At 69.2% G+C, this 18,162-nt stretch carries 18 protein-coding genes; 6 read left to right on the plus strand and 12 right to left on the minus strand.

Translation table 11 applies throughout. The features are described 5' to 3' along the window. The first annotated feature begins 346 nt into the window (after nt 1-346). Together C7443_RS04430 and C7443_RS04435 are read left to right on the plus strand one after the other, a co-directional pair. Nucleotides 347-643, plus strand: coding sequence for a hypothetical protein (locus tag C7443_RS04430; protein ID WP_110017347.1), 297 nt, complete (start codon nt 347-349; stop codon nt 641-643). 99 nt (nt 644-742) lie between these two features. Next, nucleotides 743-1,450: a DUF1003 domain-containing protein gene (locus C7443_RS04435; RefSeq protein WP_110017348.1), complete on the plus strand. Its 708-nt coding sequence runs from the start codon at nt 743-745 to the stop codon at nt 1,448-1,450. Between the two features lie 251 nt (nt 1,451-1,701). Here the strand turns inward: C7443_RS04435 and gap are convergent, their stop codons facing one another. Then, complete coding sequence (gene gap, locus C7443_RS04440) at nt 1,702-2,718, minus strand: type I glyceraldehyde-3-phosphate dehydrogenase (protein ID WP_110017349.1); 1,017 nt, start codon at nt 2,716-2,718, stop codon at nt 1,702-1,704. A gap of 138 nt (nt 2,719-2,856) precedes the next feature. On the opposite strand from gap, the gene C7443_RS04445 reads away from it, so the two are divergent. Continuing rightward, nucleotides 2,857-3,249 (plus strand): methylglyoxal synthase, encoded by a 393-nt coding sequence (locus C7443_RS04445; RefSeq protein ID WP_110017350.1) that lies wholly within the window; start codon nt 2,857-2,859, stop codon nt 3,247-3,249. 168 nt (nt 3,250-3,417) lie between these two features. After that, entirely contained in the window at nt 3,418-6,324 is a 2,907-nt protein-coding gene (locus C7443_RS04450) for a methyl-accepting chemotaxis protein (protein ID WP_110017351.1), read from the plus strand. Nucleotides 6,325-6,333: 9 nt separating this feature from the next. Here C7443_RS04450 and hypE read toward each other — a convergent pair whose 3' ends face one another. From hypE to C7443_RS04470, 4 genes are read right to left on the minus strand one after another with little or no spacing between them, the layout of a single operon-like run. Continuing rightward, complete coding sequence (gene hypE / locus C7443_RS04455; RefSeq protein ID WP_110017352.1) at nt 6,334-7,371, minus strand: hydrogenase expression/formation protein HypE; 1,038 nt, start codon at nt 7,369-7,371, stop codon at nt 6,334-6,336. Then, complete coding sequence (locus C7443_RS04460) at nt 7,368-7,736, minus strand: hypothetical protein (RefSeq protein WP_110017353.1); 369 nt, start codon at nt 7,734-7,736, stop codon at nt 7,368-7,370. Before C7443_RS04460 ends, hypE begins: the two co-directional genes overlap by 4 nt. After that, nucleotides 7,733-8,863: a hydrogenase formation protein HypD gene (gene hypD / locus C7443_RS04465; protein WP_110017354.1), complete on the minus strand. Its 1,131-nt coding sequence runs from the start codon at nt 8,861-8,863 to the stop codon at nt 7,733-7,735. Before hypD ends, C7443_RS04460 begins: the two co-directional genes overlap by 4 nt. Next, a complete protein-coding gene (locus tag C7443_RS04470) occupies nt 8,860-9,105 on the minus strand; it encodes a HypC/HybG/HupF family hydrogenase formation chaperone (RefSeq protein ID WP_110017355.1) in 246 nt (81 codons plus the stop codon). Before C7443_RS04470 ends, hypD begins: the two co-directional genes overlap by 4 nt. Nucleotides 9,106-9,289: 184 nt before the next feature. Here C7443_RS04470 and C7443_RS04475 point away from each other — a divergent pair, with 184 nt between their 5' ends. Further along, nucleotides 9,290-9,889, plus strand: a complete 600-nt coding sequence (locus C7443_RS04475) for a sugar O-acetyltransferase (RefSeq protein WP_110017356.1) — start codon at nt 9,290-9,292, stop codon at nt 9,887-9,889. 9 nt (nt 9,890-9,898) lie between these two features. Here the strand turns inward: C7443_RS04475 and C7443_RS04480 are convergent, their stop codons facing one another. The 6 genes from C7443_RS04480 to C7443_RS04505 form a co-directional block, all read right to left on the minus strand. Then, the gene (locus tag C7443_RS04480) at nt 9,899-10,300 is read right to left on the minus strand and encodes a polyhydroxyalkanoate granule-associated phasin (RefSeq protein ID WP_110017357.1); all 402 of its coding nucleotides are present in this window, start codon (nt 10,298-10,300) and stop codon (nt 9,899-9,901) included. A gap of 49 nt (nt 10,301-10,349) precedes the next feature. Next, nucleotides 10,350-12,692 (minus strand): carbamoyltransferase HypF, encoded by a 2,343-nt coding sequence (gene hypF / locus C7443_RS04485; protein WP_110017358.1) that lies wholly within the window; start codon nt 12,690-12,692, stop codon nt 10,350-10,352. Beyond that, nucleotides 12,689-13,564, minus strand: a complete 876-nt coding sequence (hypB, locus tag C7443_RS04490) for a hydrogenase nickel incorporation protein HypB (protein WP_110017359.1) — start codon at nt 13,562-13,564, stop codon at nt 12,689-12,691. The genes hypF and hypB overlap by 4 nt, the downstream gene beginning before the upstream one ends. A gap of 6 nt (nt 13,565-13,570) precedes the next feature. Then, entirely contained in the window at nt 13,571-13,912 is a 342-nt protein-coding gene (gene hypA / locus C7443_RS04495; protein ID WP_110017360.1) for a hydrogenase maturation nickel metallochaperone HypA, read from the minus strand. Between the two features lie 57 nt (nt 13,913-13,969). Continuing rightward, the gene (locus C7443_RS04500; protein WP_110017361.1) at nt 13,970-14,542 is read right to left on the minus strand and encodes a HupE/UreJ family protein; all 573 of its coding nucleotides are present in this window, start codon (nt 14,540-14,542) and stop codon (nt 13,970-13,972) included. Nucleotides 14,543-14,631: 89 nt separating this feature from the next. Beyond that, nucleotides 14,632-16,083, minus strand: coding sequence for a DegQ family serine endoprotease (locus C7443_RS04505; protein ID WP_110017362.1), 1,452 nt, complete (start codon nt 16,081-16,083; stop codon nt 14,632-14,634). Between the two features lie 189 nt (nt 16,084-16,272). On the opposite strand from C7443_RS04505, the gene C7443_RS04510 reads away from it, so the two are divergent. Further along, nucleotides 16,273-16,773, plus strand: coding sequence for a papain-like cysteine protease family protein (locus C7443_RS04510; protein ID WP_170123490.1), 501 nt, complete (start codon nt 16,273-16,275; stop codon nt 16,771-16,773). Here C7443_RS04510 and C7443_RS04515 read toward each other — a convergent pair. Then, complete coding sequence (locus C7443_RS04515) at nt 16,761-17,972, minus strand: MFS transporter (RefSeq protein ID WP_110017364.1); 1,212 nt, start codon at nt 17,970-17,972, stop codon at nt 16,761-16,763. The genes C7443_RS04510 and C7443_RS04515 overlap by 13 nt on opposite strands. Between the last annotated feature and the right edge of the window lie 190 nt (nt 17,973-18,162).

Consider the following 18,162-nt stretch of genomic DNA (forward strand, 5'->3'; position numbering starts at 1 on the left):
GCTTCATGGTCTGACCAAAACATCCGACTTAAGTCATCGGAAAAACACCGTTGCAGCATCATGAAGTCATGTTTCTGTTGTGTGGACCGACCACGCATCGCCAGAAGCACCCCGCCGTGCGCGCAGTCAGCATGCCCGCCTCTGCGCCCGGCCCCGGCGGCCGGCACGGCGCCTTGTCAGCCGCCGGGGACAGACTGATGGCCGCTACCAACCCTTCAAGTACTGGTGTCTTGTGTCGTGCGGGCAGGCGCCTTATGTTCGCCTGCGTGCCGCGGCACGGCCGATGCACGCTTCCCCCCACCTGCCCCCGTCCAGCACGGGCAACCCGATCGCGAGGGAAACCAGCATGGCGACTGCGACGACCTACACCATCATCACCAACGGCGACCGTCTGATCTGGGACTGTCTGCCGGAACCGTGCACCAACGCCCAGATCTACGCCGCAGTGCACGAGGCGGAAAACCGCCACGGCGACATCGTCGATGAAGAGGAAATCATCATCGTCTACGGCTGCACGCTGACCGACGTCGTCGAACCCGGCGATGAAATCAGCTGGGCCGCCGATGCCGGCGCTTCGCGCCCGTTCGACGCCGACGGCCGCAGCTACCAGTACGCCGTCGTGCGCCGCTTCGTGCCGGCCTGAGCGGCGCAGGGCTGCGGGCCACACCCGGCGTGAGCATCGGCGCGCGTGCCAGGCCGCGCCGATTTTTTTCTTCCGCCATCCCACCTCAGGAGCCTGGCGATGCAGCGTCACAACCATACCCACGGCCAGATCTGCGCGGTCTGCGGCAAGACCTTCACCGCGCCTGAAGTCATCGCCGGCGCGCTGGTGCGCGAGCCGATCAGCACGCTGATCCAGGCCGAACACCCGGACTGGAATGCCGAGTCCTGGATCTGCCGCACCGACCTCGCCCGCTACCGCGCGCAGTACGTGCATTCGCTGCTGGAGTCGGAAAAAGGCGAGCTCACCGACCTCGAACAGGAAGTCCTGCACAGCCTGCAGGCGCATGAGCTGATTTCGGTGAACGTCGATGCCGAATTCGAACAGCACGCCAGTTTCGGCGAGCGTCTGGCCGATCGCATCGCCAGCTTCGGCGGCAGCTGGAGCTTTCTGATCCTGTTCACGCTGTTCATCTGCGTCTGGATCGCGATGAATTCGCTGGTGTTGTTCTGGCGCCCGCTCGATCCCTTCCCCTACATCCTGCTCAATCTGCTGCTGTCCTGCCTCGCAGCGGTACAGGCGCCGGTGATCATGATGAGTCAGAACCGGCAGGAGGCTAAGGATCGCGCCCGCGCCGAGCACGACTACCAGGTCAACCTCAAAGCCGAGCTGGAAATCCGCCACCTGCACGAAAAGGTCGACCACCTGCTGTCGCATCAGTGGGAGCGGCTGGTGCAGATCCAGGAAGTGCAGCTCGATCTGCTCACCGAGCTGCGCCGCACGCGCTGAAGCGTCGCAGCCGGCTGCCCGATCCCGGTGCAGCCCTCGACACGCCCCGTGGCCAGACTGCGGGCAAAAAAAAGCGGCCGGGGGGGAATGGCCGCTAAAGAATGGGTTATCTGCAACCCGAGGAGAGAGAACCATCCGGCAGAATGGCCCTGGGTTTAGATTGTAGGAAAACTACCATCTCAACAAGTAAAAAAATCCATTGCTCGCATCAGGTGTAGTAACACTACACCTGTTCACATCCAGCGAAAGGGTCAGCCGGCGGCGTGCAGCGCCAGCGCAGTGTCGAGCATGCGGTTGGAGAAGCCCCACTCGTTGTCGTACCAGGACAGCACCTTGACCAGTCGGCTGCCGCTGACACGCGTCTGCGTCGACTCGTAGATCGAGCTCGCCGGATTGTGGTTGAAGTCGATCGACACCAGCGGCTCGTCGTTGTAGGCGAGGATGCCGGCCAGCTCACCGGCAGAGGCTTCGCGCAGAATGGCGTTGATTTCGTCTTTGCTGGTATCACGCGCGGCGGTGAAGGTCAGATCGACCACCGAGACGTTGATCGTCGGCACACGCACGGCAAAGCCGTCGAGCCGTCCGGCCAGTTCCGGCAGCACCAGACCAACCGCGGCGGCGGCGCCGGTCTTGGTCGGGATCATCGACTGCGTCGCCGAGCGCGCGCGGCGCAGGTCGCTGTGGTAGACGTCGGTCAGCACCTGATCGTTGGTGTAGGAATGGATCGTGGTCATCAGACCGCGCTCGACACCGATCTTCTCATGCAGCGGCTTGACCAGTGGCGCCAGGCAGTTAGTGGTGCACGAGGCATTGGAAACGATGCGGTCGCTGGCCTTCAGCGTCTGGTGATTGACGCCGTAGACGATGGTCGCATCGACGCCCTCGCCGCCCGGCGCCGAGATCAGCACCTTGCCGGCACCGGCCTGCAGGTGCGCACCGGCCTTGGCGCCGCTGGTGAACAAGCCAGTGCATTCCATGACGACATCGACGCCCAGTTCGCCCCAGGGCAGCTCGGCCGGGTTGCGCATCGCCAGCACGCGGATGTGGTCACCGTTGACCACCAGATCGTCGCCGTCGATACCGACATCCGCCGCGAAACGCCCGTGCACGGTGTCATAACGCGTCAGGTGTGCATTGGTCTTGACGTCGCCAAGGTCGTTGATCGCGACGATTTCGATGTCGCAGCTGTCACGTCCACGCTCGTAGAGCGCGCGCAGTACGTTGCGGCCGATGCGTCCATACCCGTTGATGGCCACTCTGACGCTCATTTCTCACTCCTTCGCGTAATCGCGACACGACGTTTGATACAGAAGGATGCTGTAGTAGCACTACAGCGAGGTCAAGAAAACCACGGCTGTTGCAACCGCTTTTTTGTAGCTCAACTACAAACCATCAGGAGTCCACACATGCCCTATACCCTTGCCCTGATCGCCCACGACGGCCGCAAGCAGCAGATGCTCGAACTCGCCGCGCGCTGGCAGACCCTGCTCGCCAGCCAGCACCTGCTGGCCACCGCGACCACGGGACGTCTGCTTGGGGATGCAACCGGCCTGCCCATCGAGTGCCTGCTGAGCGGCCCGCACGGTGGCGACCTGCAGATCGGCGCCCGCATCGCCGCCGGCAGCGTCGATGCGGTGATCTTCCTGCGTGATCCGCTGACGGCTCAACCGCACGAGCCCGACATTAGCGCATTGCTCCGAGTCTGCGAGGTTCATGACGTACCGGTGGCAACCAATCTCTCCGGCGCCACCATCCTGCTCCGCGCCGTGGCGGAAAACGCTTTGCCGACACGGACTTGAGCCAGGGCGACAGCGACCGTGACAAGTTGTTGAAGTGCACGATTCAGCAAGACGGGCTGTGATGCAACTCACTAAACTGCAGCGACCAATTGTCCGGCACACTCAGGCCGCCGCCGCAGCCTCCCCGCCAGTACGGGAGCGTCCCACCACTGCCCCAGGGAACGTTCGATGCTCACGCCCAAACTGCACAGCATCCGTTTGAAACTCATCATTGTTCTGCTGCTGATCGGCACACTGCCGCTGATCGTTGCAGCCGGCTTCAGCCTGCGCGACGCCGGGCGCAGCCTGCAGAGCCTGGCCGATGAAGGTGAAAGCGCTTTACGCCAGCGCGTGCATAACAGTTTGCAGAGCGCTGCCGAGCTCAAGGCCAACGGGCTCGACAACTACATCGAGTCGCGCATCGCCGCGCTGAATGCGATCAGCAAGGTGCCGACGCTGATCGAGGCGATGCGTGCCCTGCCGGCCGCCGTCAGCGAACTGGTTGCGACCGATCGTGCCGATCCCGCCCAGGCGCAGGCCAGCGACGCCGCCTGGCGCAGCTTTTACAGCGGCGAACTGGCAACGGTCTGGCAGCAGCAGCGCGGCAGCGCGCCGCCTGCACAGGCCTGGATGAGCGCGGCGGACGATACCGCCCGCGTGCTGCAGGCCCACTACCTGGCGGCCAATCCCAAGCCCTATGGCGACAAGGCCGCCTGGGACGGCAACGGTGGCAGCCGCAGTTACGAGCGTCTGCATGACCGTCTGCAGCCGCTGGCACGCGAACTGGCACGCAATCTCGGCTTTGCCGATCTGTCCTTCATCGATCTGCGCGACGGCCGCGTCATCTACAGCCTCGGCAAGAGCGTGGCCTTCGGCACCTCGCTGACGCAGGGGCCGTTCGTCGATTCGCCGGCCGGCAAGGTGCTGGCCAAGCTGCTCGAACAGCGCGATCCGAACATCACGCTGATCAGCGACATCGGCGCCTATCAACCCGATTTCGGCCAGCCGGCGGCCTTTCTCGCCACCTACGTCACCGACGGCGACGCCTACGTCGGCGTGCTGCTGGCGCGCCTGCGCCTCGATCAGATCAGCGCGCTGATGGCCAACCGCACCGGCATGGGCGAAGGCGCGCAGACCTATCTGGTCGGCGCCGACGGCCTGCCGCGCTCCGACCTGCCGCTCAATACCGATTACACGGTGGCCCGCGCGCTGGCCGAGCCGCAGCGTCTGCGTCTGGACGCCGCGCCGATCAGCGCGGCGCTGCGTGGCGAAAGCGGCATCGCCGAGGCGAACGATCCGGCCGGCCAGCCGGCGATCTACGCCTACCGCCCGCTACGCATCGGTCCGCTGGTCAACTGGGCGCTGATCGCCGAGGCACAGCGTGACAGCGCGCTGGCCGCCATCAGCCGGATGCGGCATGAAGCCGCCGATGCCGAGTCCGCGAACCTGCACACCACGGCGCTGGTGTTCGGCCTGTCGGTGGTGGCGATCGTGCTGGTCGCCGTGCTGTTCGGCAACGCCATCGCCCGCCCGCTGCAGCGCACCGCGCAGGTGTTGAGCGCAGTCGCCGGCGGTGATCTGCGCCAGCATGTCGAGGTGAAATCGCGCGACGAAATCGGCCAGATGGCCGAGGCGCTCAACGACACCGTCAGCGGCATCCGCCAGGCGCTGAACGCCGAACAGGTCGACTGGAACGCCGTCGCCGAAGCACGCAACGAGGTCGGGCGCATCAGCGCGATGGTCGAGAACGCCCCGCTCGGCATGATCTACACCGACGCCCAGGAACTGAAAGTGCGCTACACCAACCCGGCGGCGCGCGCCATCTGCGAGCGTGTCTGCCATCCGTACCTCGGCGTGCCGCTGGAGATGGACGGCTTCCCGTTCCTGCAGCTGCATCCGCAGCCGGAGGTCATGCGCCAGGCGCTGAGCGCCGCCGGGCGCGAGACCCAGCACGAGCTGCTGTCGGTCGGCCCGGAATTCGTGCAGCAGAGCCTGGCAGCGGTGCGCAATGCCGGCGGCACGATCATCGGCTACGCGCTGACCCGCCAGATCGTCACCGAGCGCGTGGCCGCCGAGCGCGCCGCCGAAGCCGCCCATGCCCGCGAGCAGGCCGATGCGGCAGCGCTGCAGGGCAAGGTGCAGCACCTGCTCGGCAGCGTCGAGGTCGCCAGCCGCGGCGATCTCACCGTCGAGGTACCGGTGCGCGGCGGCGATGCCATCGGCCGCATCGGCGAAGGCCTCGCCGAGCTGCTCGGGCGCCTGCGCGGCAGCATCGGCACCATCGCCAACAACACCCACGAAGTCGCCAGCGCCGCCAGCCAGCTGATCCAGCTCAGCGCCCACATGGGCGATGACGCGCGCGAGGGCTCGTCGCAGACGCAGAATGCCGCCGGTCTCGCCGACCAGAGCAGTGCGCGCATGCAGAGCGTGGCCGCTGCCACCGAGGAAATGAGCGCCAGCATCCGCGAGATCGCGCGCAACTCCAGCGAGGCGCGCCTGGTCGCCGACGAGGCCGTGGCATCGGCGCAGAGCGCCACCGACATCATCCGCCGGCTGGCCGAGTCGAGCGCGCAGATCGGCACCGTGGTCAAGCTGATCAGCTCGATCGCCGAGCAGACCAATCTGCTGGCGCTCAACGCCACCATCGAGGCCGCCCGCGCCGGCGAGGCCGGCAAGGGCTTTGCCGTGGTCGCCAGCGAGGTCAAGGACCTCGCCAAGGAAACCGCCCGCGCCACCGACGAGATCACGCAGTCGATCGCCGCGATCCAGACCGACAGCGGCGCCGCGGCACAGGCGGTCGACTCGATCGCCGCGGTGATCGCCCGCATCAGCGAGATCCAGACCACCGTCGCCGCCGCCGTCGAGGAACAGACCGCGGTAACCGCCGACATCGCGCAGAGCGTCGGCCAGGCCAGTGCCGACACCGCGACCATCACCCGCGGCATGCAGACGCTCAACGACACCACCGGGCGCACCGCGCAAAGCAGCGGCGAGGTCCGTGCCGCCGCCGATCGCCTGGCGCAGATGGCTGATGAACTCGGCCGGCTGGTCGAGCAGTTCCGCTACCAGCCGCGCGGTGCGCACGCCGCCGCCTGAGCCGGCGGCTCAGCAGATGCGCGGCAGCTGCTCGCCGGCCAGCCAGTCGAGCACACGGCGACCGCCGAAGGCGGTCTCCAGCTCGATGAAGTGCTGGGCATCGCTGACGCACTCGCCGATCAGCGCCGCCTCGCGGCCGAGCGGATGTGCGCGCAGCGCCGCCAGCGCGGCGGCGGCCGCGGCCGCCGGCACGATCGCCACCAGCTTGCCCTCGTTGGCGACGTAGAGCGGATCGAGGCCGAGGAACTCGCAGGCGGCGCGCACCGGCTCGTGCAGCGGGATCGACGCCTCGCGCAGGCGCATACCGACGCCGGAGGCGCGGGCGATCTCGTTGAGCGTGGCGCCGAGGCCGCCGCGCGTCGGGTCGCGCAGCACGCGCACGCCGGGCACGGCGGCAATCAGCGCGGCGACCAGCCCGTGCAGCGCGGCGCTGTCGGAGACGATCGGCACATCGAAGTCCAGACCGTCGCGGCAGGCCATGATGGCGACGCCGTGGTCACCGAGCGTGCCGCTGAGCAGGATCGCGTCGCCGGGCCGCGCCCGCGCGCCGCCGGTGTCGATGCCCTCGGCGAGCATGCCGACGCCGGTGGTGGTGATGAACACCCCATCGCCCTTGCCGGCCTCGACGACTTTGGTGTCGCCGGTGACGATGCTGACGCCGGCAGCGCGCGCCGCCGCCGCCATCGATTCGACGATGCGGGCGAGGTCGGCCAGCGGCAACCCTTCTTCGAGGATGAAAGCGGCCGCCAGATACAGCGGCACGGCGCCGGCCATCGCCACGTCGTTGACGGTGCCGTGCACCGCCAGGCTGCCGATGTCGCCGCCGGGGAAGAACAGCGGCGAGACCACGTGGCTGTCGGTGGCCATCACCAGCCGCCCGGCCGGCGGCGGCAGCACCGCCTGATCGTTGAGCGCCTGCAGCGCCGGATTGGCGAAGGCGGCGACGAACAGCTCCTCGACCAGCTGCGTCATCGCCCGCCCGCCGCCGCCGTGGACCATCTCCACGCGGCCGCGCAGATCGAGCCGGCGCGCAAAGCCGTGGCTCATGAGTTCACGGTCGGCACATAGGAGAACAGTTCCGGCTGACGCTTGCGGTGCTCCTGCAGCCACAGCAGCGTCGCCGGCGTCTGCGACTCGGCGGCATGCCACAGCACCTCGCGCTGCACCGCGCTCGAACTGCGCAGGCAGCGGCCGATCAGCGCCCAGGCATCCCACTCGATGCCGACCAGCTTCTGGCGCAGGTCCGGCGGCACCGCGGCGAGCCCGTCGCACATCTGCAGCAGCAGGCGGCGTACCTCGGCGCGGGTGATGCGCGAGCGCAGCAGCGTCGCTTCGTCGAAGGATTCGGTGAGGATCAGGATGTCCTTGCCGGTCTGGTCGATGAGGCCCAGGAGGGCGGCGTAACCGATCATGCGGATTCTCCCTGTGTCGTGCGGTCGCGGAAGCGGCCATAGCTGTAGTGAGCGGCGCAAGCGCCTTCACTCGACACCATGCAAGAACCGAGCGGATTTTCCGGCGTGCACGCCGTGCCGAACACTTTGCAGTCCTGCGGCCGCCGCTGGCCACGCAGCACCGCCGCGCATTCGCAGGCTTTGTGGTCGCAAAGCACACGCTCCGACAGGGAAAAACGCACTTCGGCGTCGAAATCCGCCCATTGCGGCGCGATCGCCAGCGCGCTGTGCGCCAGCCGGCCGAGCCCGCGCCATTCGAAGTGCGCCCGCGGGGTGAACACCTCGGCGACCAACTGCTGCGCGCGCAGGTTGCCGTCGCGGCTGACGGCACGGGTGAATTCGTTCTCGACCTCGGCACGCCCGCTGTTGACCTGACGCACCAGCATCAGCACCGCCTGCAGCACGTCGAGCGGCTCGAAACCGGCGATCACCAGGGCCTTGGCGTGCGCCGCGGCGCAGGCTTCGTACGGCCGCGAACCGATCACCGTCGATACATGCGCCGGGCCGATGAAGCCGTCGAGGCGCACCGCCGCGTCCGGCGCGGCGAGGATCGCGGCGATCGCCGCCGGCGTCAGCACGTGATTGCAGAACACGCTGAAATTGCCCAGCCCTTCGGCACGGGCGCGGCGGATCGCCACCGCGGTCGGCGGCGTGGTGGTCTCGAAACCGATGGCGAAGAACACCACCTCGCGCTCGGGATGACGCCGCGCCAGCGCCAGCGCCTCATCGACCGCATAGACCATGCGCACGTCGGCACCGCGCGCCCGCGCCTTGAGCAGACTGTCGCCGGCGACCGGCACGCGCAGCATGTCGCCGTAGCTCGCCAGGATCAGCCGCGGACGCTCCGCCAGCTCGATCGCCATCTGCAGCCGCCCGCCCGGCAGCACACACACCGGGCAGCCCGGACCGTGGATCAGCTGCACGTTCGCCGGCAGCAGATCCTCCAGCCCGTAGCGGGCGATGGCATGGGTGTGGCCGCCGCAGAACTCCATGAAGCGGTACACGCGACCGCTGACAGCCGCGCGCGCGATCGCCGCCGCCAGGCCGCGGGCCAGCCCGCCGTCACGGAATTCGTCGACGTATTTCATGGCGCTGCCTTCGAAGCGGCACCGTCGATCAGGCCGGCCTCGGCGAACAGCGCCAGCGTCTTCGCCGCCTCGGCAGGATCGAGGCGATTGAGGGCATAGCCGACATGGACGATGACGTAGTCGTCGACGGCGACCCCCTCGACCAGCGCCAGCGAGATGCGCTTGCGCACGCCGCCAAGCTCGACGAGCGCTTCCTCGTCGGCCAGCAGTTCGATGACCCGTGCGGGAATGGCGAGACACATGGCGAGGCTCTCCGCAATCGACCAGGCGCTATTTACACTGCCGCAGTTGCGCCGCGGGCGAAACCATCGCGTGACGGCCGTCAGCAGCGCTGGCCCCCGCCGCGGAACGCCTCCCCCCGCAACCCGTCGCAACCGTCCCCGTACAAGAAGACCACAGCGCCGATCCCCACCAAGGACAGGAACCATGCAAGAAGACGACAGCTTTCGCAGCGAAAAACAGAAAATGCTGGCCGGCGAGCTCTACGACGCCTCGGACCTGGAACTGCAGGCCGACCTGACGGCGGCGATGGACTGGCTGGCGCACTACAACGTCGCCGCCTTCACGCAGACGCCGCAGGCGCGCCGCGCGCTGCTGCTCGAACACTTCGCGGCGGTCGGTGAACACACCGTGGTACGGCCACCGTTCTACTGCGACTACGGCTTCAACATCTGCCTCGGCGCCGGTGTGTTCCTCAATTTCAACTGCACCATCCTCGACGTCGCGCCGGTGACGATCGGTGATCTGACGCAGGTCGGCCCCGGCGTGCAGATCCTCACCGCCGACCACCCGCGCGACCCGGCCATGCGCCGCCGCGGCCTCGAATACGGCCGCCCGATCAGCATCGGCCAGAACGTCTGGATCGGCGGCGGGGCGATCATCCTGCCCGGCGTCACCATCGGTGACGACGCCATCATCGGCGCCGGCAGCGTGGTGACGCGCGATGTGCCGGGCGGCGCGACGGTGGCGGGCAATCCTGCCCGCCTGCGCGAGTCGATCCCGGCGCCCCAACTGCACCCGTCCTGAGACGCGGCGCTACACCGACACCAGCGTCTTGCTCAGGCGCCGGGCATTGGCCGAGGCGCGGCGCTCGATCGGCGCCAGCGCGTGGTCGACGATGGTGAACAGCGCATGGCTGATGTCCTCGCCAGCGGCGGTGACGGCATGCGGCTGCGGCCCGAGCCACCACCACGGCCGCAGCGCCAGACGCAGGCACTCCTGATGGTATTGCGCCATCAGCGCCAGCCAGCTCTCGTGGAAGGCATCGAGCTTTTCCATGCCCATGCGCTCGAACTCACGCTGATCGCGCCGCGAGGGCAGCGGACCGGCGGTCAGCATGCGCTCGACGCGGATGGCGACCACGGTGGGTACCGCAGACCACAGCGCCAGCAGGCGCGAATAAAGTTGGTGATAGTCACCGAAGCTATCGACTGCCATTGCAGACTCCGATAAGGCGTTGTTGTTGTTTGTGAAACACGGAGCCGTCCTACGTCTGCTGCAGACCCAGCCAGAGCTGCCCGAAGGCGAGGCCGCCGTCATTCGGCGGCAGCTCGCGCGCTTGCAGCAGGCGCAGGCCACGGGTTTCAAGGGATGCGTGCAGCGCATCGAGCAGCACGCGGTTGAGGCAAACGCCACCGGCCACCGCCACACAGCGGATACCGCTCGTCTGCACCGCCCATTCGATCCATTCAGCGAGCGCAGCGACTAGCGTCGCATGAAATACCGCCGCCGCGTGTGCAACATCCTGTCGAGCACACAGCCAGGCCAGCAGCGGACGCAGATCGAGCACTCCACCGGCGTGCGTCCAGCCACCGGCGAGCGCCGCTGCCGCGCCATGGCGGCGGGCGGCGGCTTCGAGGCGGATCGCCGCCTCGCCCTCGTAACTCATCGTCGCACACACGCCGAGCAGGCCGGCGGCGGCATCGAACAGCCGCCCGGCACTGCTGCTCGGCGGACAATGCACGCCGCGTGCGAGCAGCGCCGCGACGGTGCGTGCCGCCGGCTGCGCGGCAAAGCGCACGGCGATCTCATCCGTGCGGCCGAGCACATGCAGCGCTGCGGCCGCCATGCGCCAGGGCTCGCGCGCCGCGGCGTCGCCACCGGGCAGCGGCAGCGGCCGCAGATGGCCGAGACGCTGGCAGTGCACGCCCTCGACGCGCAGCAGCTCACCGCCCCAGGCGGCGCCGTCATCGCCCAACCCGAAGCCATCGAGCGCCAGACCGAGCGCCGGGCCGTCGTGACCGTGCTCGGCGAGCACCGCGGCAATGTGCGCATGGTGGTGCTGCACCGCGTACACGGGCAGGCCGTGCGCGGCGGCGAACTCCGCCGCGGCGCGGCTGGAGGCGAAATCCGGGTGGCGATCGCAGACCACGCGCGCCGGCTGCACGTCGAGGACAGCGAGCAGATGTTCGAGCGCCTGCCACTGTGCGCGCCGTGCCGCCACCGAGCCGAGATCGCCGATGTGCTGCGACAGCCAGGCACGATCGCCGCGACTGATGCCGATGCTGTTCTTCAGATCGGCACCGAAGGCCAGCGTCGCCGGCCCGGCGCGCGGCAGGCGCAGCGGTTGCGGCGCCCAGCCACGGGCACGGCGCACGCAGCTGAAGCCACCGCCATGCGCCAGCACGACGCTATCGTCGCAGCGGGCAAGAATGGCGCGATCGCTGCCGAGCACGGCATCGGCGATGCCGGCCAGCGCCGTCACCGCCTCGGCATCGTCGATCGGCAGCGGTTCACCACTGGCATTGGCCGAGGTGCACACCAGCAGCAGCGGCTGCGGCTGCGTGGTCCACGCCATGCCGGCCGGGCGGCCGGCGGCCTCATGGAACAGCAGCCAGTGCAGCGGCGCGGCCGGCAGCAGACAGCCGAGGCGGTCGAGCCCCGGCGCGATGCCCGCCAGCTCGACGCCGGCGCGCTGCCGGCAGAGCACGATCGGCCGTGACGGCGCTTCGAGCAGCTGCTGGCTGGCCACGTCGAGCTCGACGAGCCCGGCGAACGAGGCTGCGTTGGCCGCCAGCAGCGCGAAGGGTTTGGCCGGGCGCTGCTTGCGCCGGCGCAGCTCGGCGACCGCCGCGGCATTGCGCGCATCGCACAGCAGCTGGAAACCACCGACGCCTTTGATGGCGACGATGCGCCCGCCGCGCAGCAGCGCCAGCGTCTCGGCGAGCACGTCGGCGAGCGGTGCACCGAGTTCCGCGGCGCGTGCCCGCCACAGCAGCCGCGGCCCGCACTGCCCGCAGGCCAGCGGCTCGGCGTGGAAACGGCGGTCAGCCGGATCGGCGTACTCGGCGGCGCACTCGGCACAGGGCGGGAACGCCGCCAGCGCGGTGTTGGCGCGGTCGTAGGGCAGGCGCGCGACGATGCTGAAACGCGGCCCGCAGTGGCTGCAGTTGATGAAGGGATAACGCCAGCGCCGCGCCGCCGGATCGAACAGCTCGGCGAGGCAGTCGGCGCAGACGGCAACGTCGGCGGCGATGCCGGTATGCGCCGCGCCGACGCGGCTGGCGACGATGGCGAAGCCGCGCGCCGCGGCCTGCAGCGGCTGCTCGCTGCACTCGACGCGCTCGATGCGCGCCAGCGGCGGCGGCGTGCGCAGCTCGGCGCGAAACGCCGCGAGTGCGGCGCGTGTGCCCTGCACCTCGATCAGCACGCCGTCACCGTCGTTGCCGACCCAGCCGTCGAGGCCGTGCCGCTGCGCCAGCCGCCAGACGAACGGGCGCATGCCCACGCCCTGCACCTGGCCGCGCAGGCGCAGCCGCCAGCGGGCAGACTCGCTCGCACGGGCATCCGCGGGTGGCAGCGGCGCAACGGGCTCGGCCAGTGACTTCATAGCCTTGTCCGCGCGCCGCGCAGCCAGTCGAGCCAGGCGTCCATGCCGGCGCCGCTGCGCGCCGAGACGCGCAGCACCGGCGCCTGCGGATTGACCTGCGCCAGACAGTCGAGCGCGCGATCGAGATCGAAGTCGAGGTACGGCAGCAAGTCGCACTTGTTCAGCAGCACCAGCCCGGCGGCGGCGAAGATATCCGGGTATTTCAGCGGCTTGTCCTCGCCTTCGGTGACCGAGAAGATCACCACCTTGGCCGCCTCGCCGAGATCGAAGGCCGCCGGGCAGACCAGATTGCCGACGTTCTCGATGAACAGCACGCCGCCGCGCGCCAGCGGCAGTCGCGCCAGCGCCTGACCGACCATGTCAGCGTCGAGGTGACAGCCCTTGCCGGTGTTGATCTGCAGCGCCGGCACGCCGGTGGCGCGGATGCGCTCGGCGTCGTTGGCGGTCTGCTGGTCGCCCTCGATCACCGCCAGCGGGCATTCGTCACCGAGGCGGCGGATGGTTTCGCACAGCAGCGTGGTTTTGCCGGAGCCGGGGCTGGAGACCAGATTCAGCGCCAGCACACCGGCCTGCGCCAGCTGCGCGCGGTTGGCGGCAGCGAAGTCGTCATTCCTGGCGAGGACGTCGATTTCGAGCTGGAGCAGCCGGCTCTGCCCGACGCCGCCGACGTGCACGCCGGCGGCACCGCGGCCGAAATCGAGCGTGGCGGCGGCGGGCGGCGGCGCTTCACCGGCGGCGGACGGCGGACCGAGTCGCAGAGGCAGGCCGGTCGGGTCGAATGTGGCTGCGCCCGCCGGTCGCAGCGGCGAGCGCTGGATGACGAGACCGTCGATGCGGGTTTCTCCCGCGCCGCAGCCGCAGACCGTACACATGGCGCCTCAGTCGACCTCCAGGTCCTTGATGCGCAAGGTTTCGCCGCCGGCCAGTCGCAACCGGTGCCCCCCGCAAATCGGGCAGGGATCGTAGCGCTGGGCGAGCGTGCAATACATTGAGCAATCGCAACACCACATCGTGCCCGGCCGCTCGATGATGTCGAGACTCGCCCCCTCGGCCCGCGTGCCGCGGGTGGCGAGGTCGAAGGCAAAGCGCAGCGCCTGCAGCTCGACGCCGGCGAACGGTCCAACCTCCAGACGCACGCGGCGCACATGCACGACGTGGTGCGTGTGCGCCGCCTCTTCGATCGTGCGCACGATGCTCTGACATAAGGCCAGTTCGTGCATGCCGATCCGTCCCCCTGCTGCCGTCACGCCCGCGCGGCCGACGGCAGCCGCGGCGCCTCAGGCGCCGGCCAGCAGCCAGACGCCGGTCAGGCCCATCGTGGCACCGATCGCGCGCAATGCCAGGCTGCGCTGCTCACCGAGCGCCCGGCCGATGAAGATGCCGGCAACGTGCAGGCCGCCGGTGGTCAGCAGGAAGCCCGCGGCATAGGCCAGCGGCAACGCCGCCTGCGGCAGCTCGCCGCCGTGGGCGTGGCCGTGGCAGACCGCGAACAGCGCCACCAGCAGCGCCCCGGCCGCCACCGGCAGCCGCACCAGGAAGGTCAGCAGCGCGCCGAGCACCAGCACCGAGGCGCCGATGCCGGTTTCGACGTAAGGCAGCGACACACCGGCAAAACCCAGCGCCGCACCGACGGCCATCGCCGCCATGAACGCCAGCGGCATCGCCCAGACCTGCTTCGGCGCCGCCCAGGCCGACCACAGGCCGACGGCGAGCATCGCCAGCAGATGATCGAGCCCGCTCAGCGGATGGGCCAGACCGGCGAAGAACCCGGCGCCCTCGGCACCGAAAGTGTGGGCCTGCGCCAGCGGTGCGGCGGCCAGCAGCAGGAACAGCGAAACGGGCTTGCGCATGGGAAGTCTCCGGAAAGTGCGAAGGTGGCCTGCGCACTTTACCGGAGCCAGGCGGCGAGGGAATCGCCTGCGCCCGCCCGCGAGGTTCCTCAGCCCAGCTCCACCGGCACGAAGATGCGCGCGTCGCCGCGCTGGATCAGCAGGGCGACCTGCTTGCCGGCTTTTTCCAGCAGGCTGCGCAGTTCGCCGATGCTTTTCACCGCGTGGCCGTTGAGGGCGAGGATGACATCGCCCGGCTGTACGCCGGCGCGCTCGGCGGCGCCGCCGACCTGCTGCACCAGCAGGCCGCCGTCGAGATCGCTGTCACGCTGCTCCTGCGGCGACAGCGGGCGCACCGCAAGGCCGAGGCGGCCACCCTGCTCACCATCGTTGCTGGCGGTGTCGACTTCCTTGTCACTGAAGCTGCCGACGGTGGCGCTGAGTTTTTTCTCCTCGCCCTGGCGCACCACGGTCAGCGTCACCGAGCTGCCGGGGCGGGTGTCGGCGATGCGCGGCGGCAGGTCGTTGGAGCGCTCGACGGTCTGGCCGTCGAGCTCGGTGATGATGTCGCCGGCCTTGAGACCGGCCTTGTCGCCGGCGCTGCCGGGCTCGACCGAGCTGACCAGCGCGCCGTGCGGCGTTTTCAGGCCGAAGGCGGCGGCCAGCGGTGCCGATACGTCCTGGATCGCCACGCCGAGGCGGCCGCGGGTGACCTTGCCGTGATCGATGATCTGCTCGCCGACCTTCATCGCCACATCGATCGGGATGGCGAAGGAAATACCCTGATAGCCGCCGGAACGGCTGTAGATCTGCGAGTTGATGCCGATCACTTCGCCGTTGCCGTTGAACAGCGGGCCACCGGAGTTGCCGGGGTTGATCGGCACGTCGGTCTGCAGGAAGGGCACGTAGTTGTCCTGCGGCAGGCTGCGCGACTTGGCGCTGACGATGCCGGCGGAGACGCTGTTCTCGAAGCCGAACGGGCTGCCGATCGCCAGCACCCAGTCACCGACGCGGGTCTTGTTCGGGTCGCCGAGCTTGACCGTCGGCAGGTCTTTGGCGTCGATCTTGAGCACGGCGACATCGGTCGGCTTGTCGACGCCGAGCACCTTGGCTTTGAGCTCGCGGCGGTCGGTCAGGCGCACGGTGACGGTGTCGGCGTTATCGACGACGTGGGCGTTGGTGAGAATGATGCCGTCGCTGCGCACGATGAAGCCCGAACCCTCGCCGCGCATCGGCTGGCGGCGCAGCGGTGCCGGAATCTGGCCGAAGCGGCGCAGGAACTCGCGCAGCGGATCATCCGGCGCCATCTGGTCGAGCGGCGAGACGGTCTTCACCGTGCCTTCGACCTGCACGTTGACCACCGCCGGGCCGTACTGCTCGACCAGCGCGGCGAAGTCCGGCGTCGCCACCCGCTCGGCGCTCGGCGCGGCATCGCCGAAGGCGTGCGCGCTGCTGATCGGGTTGAGCGTCGGCGCCACACAGCCGGCGCCGAAGGCGGCCAGCAGCGCCAGCGCCAGCGTGCTGCGGCGCCACAGGGGGGATGATTTGACGGATGCGTTCATAGCGGCGGCCCTCCAAACTCATGCCGAAGTTTCGATGGCGCAAGCATTGCGCGGGCGGCAGCGGGCAGGCTTAGACGAGACTTAAGCGGACGCCCGCCGGCTGTGAGCGGGCGCGCTGCCGCCACCTCGCGGCTGGGCTAGCCTTCACCCACCCTGCCCGCAGCCGCGGGTTCGATGGAGAGCGGCAACATGCTGATCGACGTACTGCATCAGGTCCCCAAGGAAGGCTACGGCCAGTTCAATACCGCGACCTGCTGGCTGGCCAGCTACCGCATGCTCTACGCCTGGTGGCAGCGCGACGAGCGCTCGATCCCGACGCGGCTGGGCGGTGCCGGACTCGACTACAAAGCGCTGTGCCAGCGCGGCATCTACCCGGAGGAATGGCCGCGCGCCGGCGCCTCGCTCGGCCTGTGCGGCTGGGAGGGGCGGCTGGTGAAAGCCTGGGACGACGAGCAGATCGTCTACGCGCTCAAGGGCTACGGGCCGCTGTATTTCACCTGGGACTACGGCAGCTCCGGTCACGCCGTGGTGATCGTCGGCTTCGACGCGAAGATGAAGCAGTTTCGCGTGCACAACCCCTACAACCGCAGCGAGCCGGGCACCGTCGACATCGACTGGTTCACGCCGGATGCCTTCCGCGAGCGCCTGCATGCCGGGCGCTGGGCACTGCAGGCCTGCTACGAGAGCTGAGCCGGCGCGCGTTCGCTGGCCAGGCAGACCAGCGCACACAGCGGCAGCGCACAGCCGAGGGCCTGCGCGCCGCTCCAGCCGTAATGGGCGTAAACCCAGGCGCCGAGCGCCGAACCCAGCGCGCCGCCGCAGAAAAAGATCGAGATGAACAGGCCGTTGAGGCGCGCACGCAGCTCCGGGCGCGAGGCGAACAGCGCACGCTGGCCGAAGATCAGGCTGGCGGAAACACCGGCATCGAGCAGCACCGCGGTCGCCGTCAGCAGCGCCAGCGCCGCCGTGCCGCCGGGCGTCGCCGCCAGCGGCAGCAGGAAGGCGAGCGCGCCGGCAAGCATCGCCAGCGCCGAAGCACCGCGGCCGACGCCGCGGTCGGCCAGCCGCCCGGCCAGCGGCGCAGCGATCGCCCCGGCGACACCGGCCAGACCGAACCAGGCGATGCCCCACTGCGTCAGGCCGAACACCGGGCTGGCCAGATACAGCGGCGCCACGGTCCAGAACAGGCTGAAGGCGGCAAACAGGAAGAACTGGTAGCAGGCGCGCCGCTGCAGCAGGCGCTCATGCAGCAGCAATTCGCCGAGCGAGCGCAGCAGCGCGCCGTAGCTGTGCTGCGTCTGCGGCTGGCGCGCCGGCAGTGTGCGCCCGAGCAGCAGCGCCAGCAGTGCGATGGCCACCGCCGAACCGGTGAACACCGTATGCCAGCCCCAGCGGTTGGCGATCAGGCTCGACACCGGCCGCGCCAGCATAATGCCGAACAGCAGCCCGCTCATGACCTGGCCGACCACCCGCCCGCGCACCGCCAGCGGCGCCAGATGCGCGGCATACGGCACCAGCACCTGGGCGACGACGGCACCGAGGCCGATGGTGAAGGCCGCAGCGAGGAACTGCGCCGGCGTGCTGGCAAACGCCGCGGCGAGCAGCGCCAGCGCGGTCAGGCCGAGGCCGCAGAGCACCAGACGGCGGTTCTCCAGCAGATCGCCGAGCGGCACGATCAGCAGCAGGCCGAGGCCGTAGCCGATCTGCGTCAGCGTCACCACCAGCCCGGCGGCCTGTGCGCTCATGCCGATCGAGGCAGCGATCGGCCCGGCCAGCGGTTGCGCATAGTAGAGATTGGCAGCGATCAGGCCGCAGGCGGCAGCGAGCAGCAGCGTCAGCCAGGCCGGAATGACGGCTTCGGCCGCCGCGGGCGTGGCGGTATCGGACATGCGTAAAACTCCAGGTGCTAACGGGCCGACGGCGGTACCGGGCCACGGACCCGCAAGCTTGCCTCACGCGAGAGCCCAAGCGATGACGTGATCTAGATCACGCTGCAATGCAATTTCGCATGGTCGTCACCGGCAAATCAGGTTATCCAGCGAAGTGGTTTGCCCGGTCACGACCGTGCCGCTGCGAAGT

It is taken from the genome of Plasticicumulans acidivorans (assembly GCF_003182095.1).
Taxonomy (GTDB): Bacteria; Pseudomonadota; Gammaproteobacteria; order Competibacterales; family Competibacteraceae; genus Plasticicumulans; species Plasticicumulans acidivorans.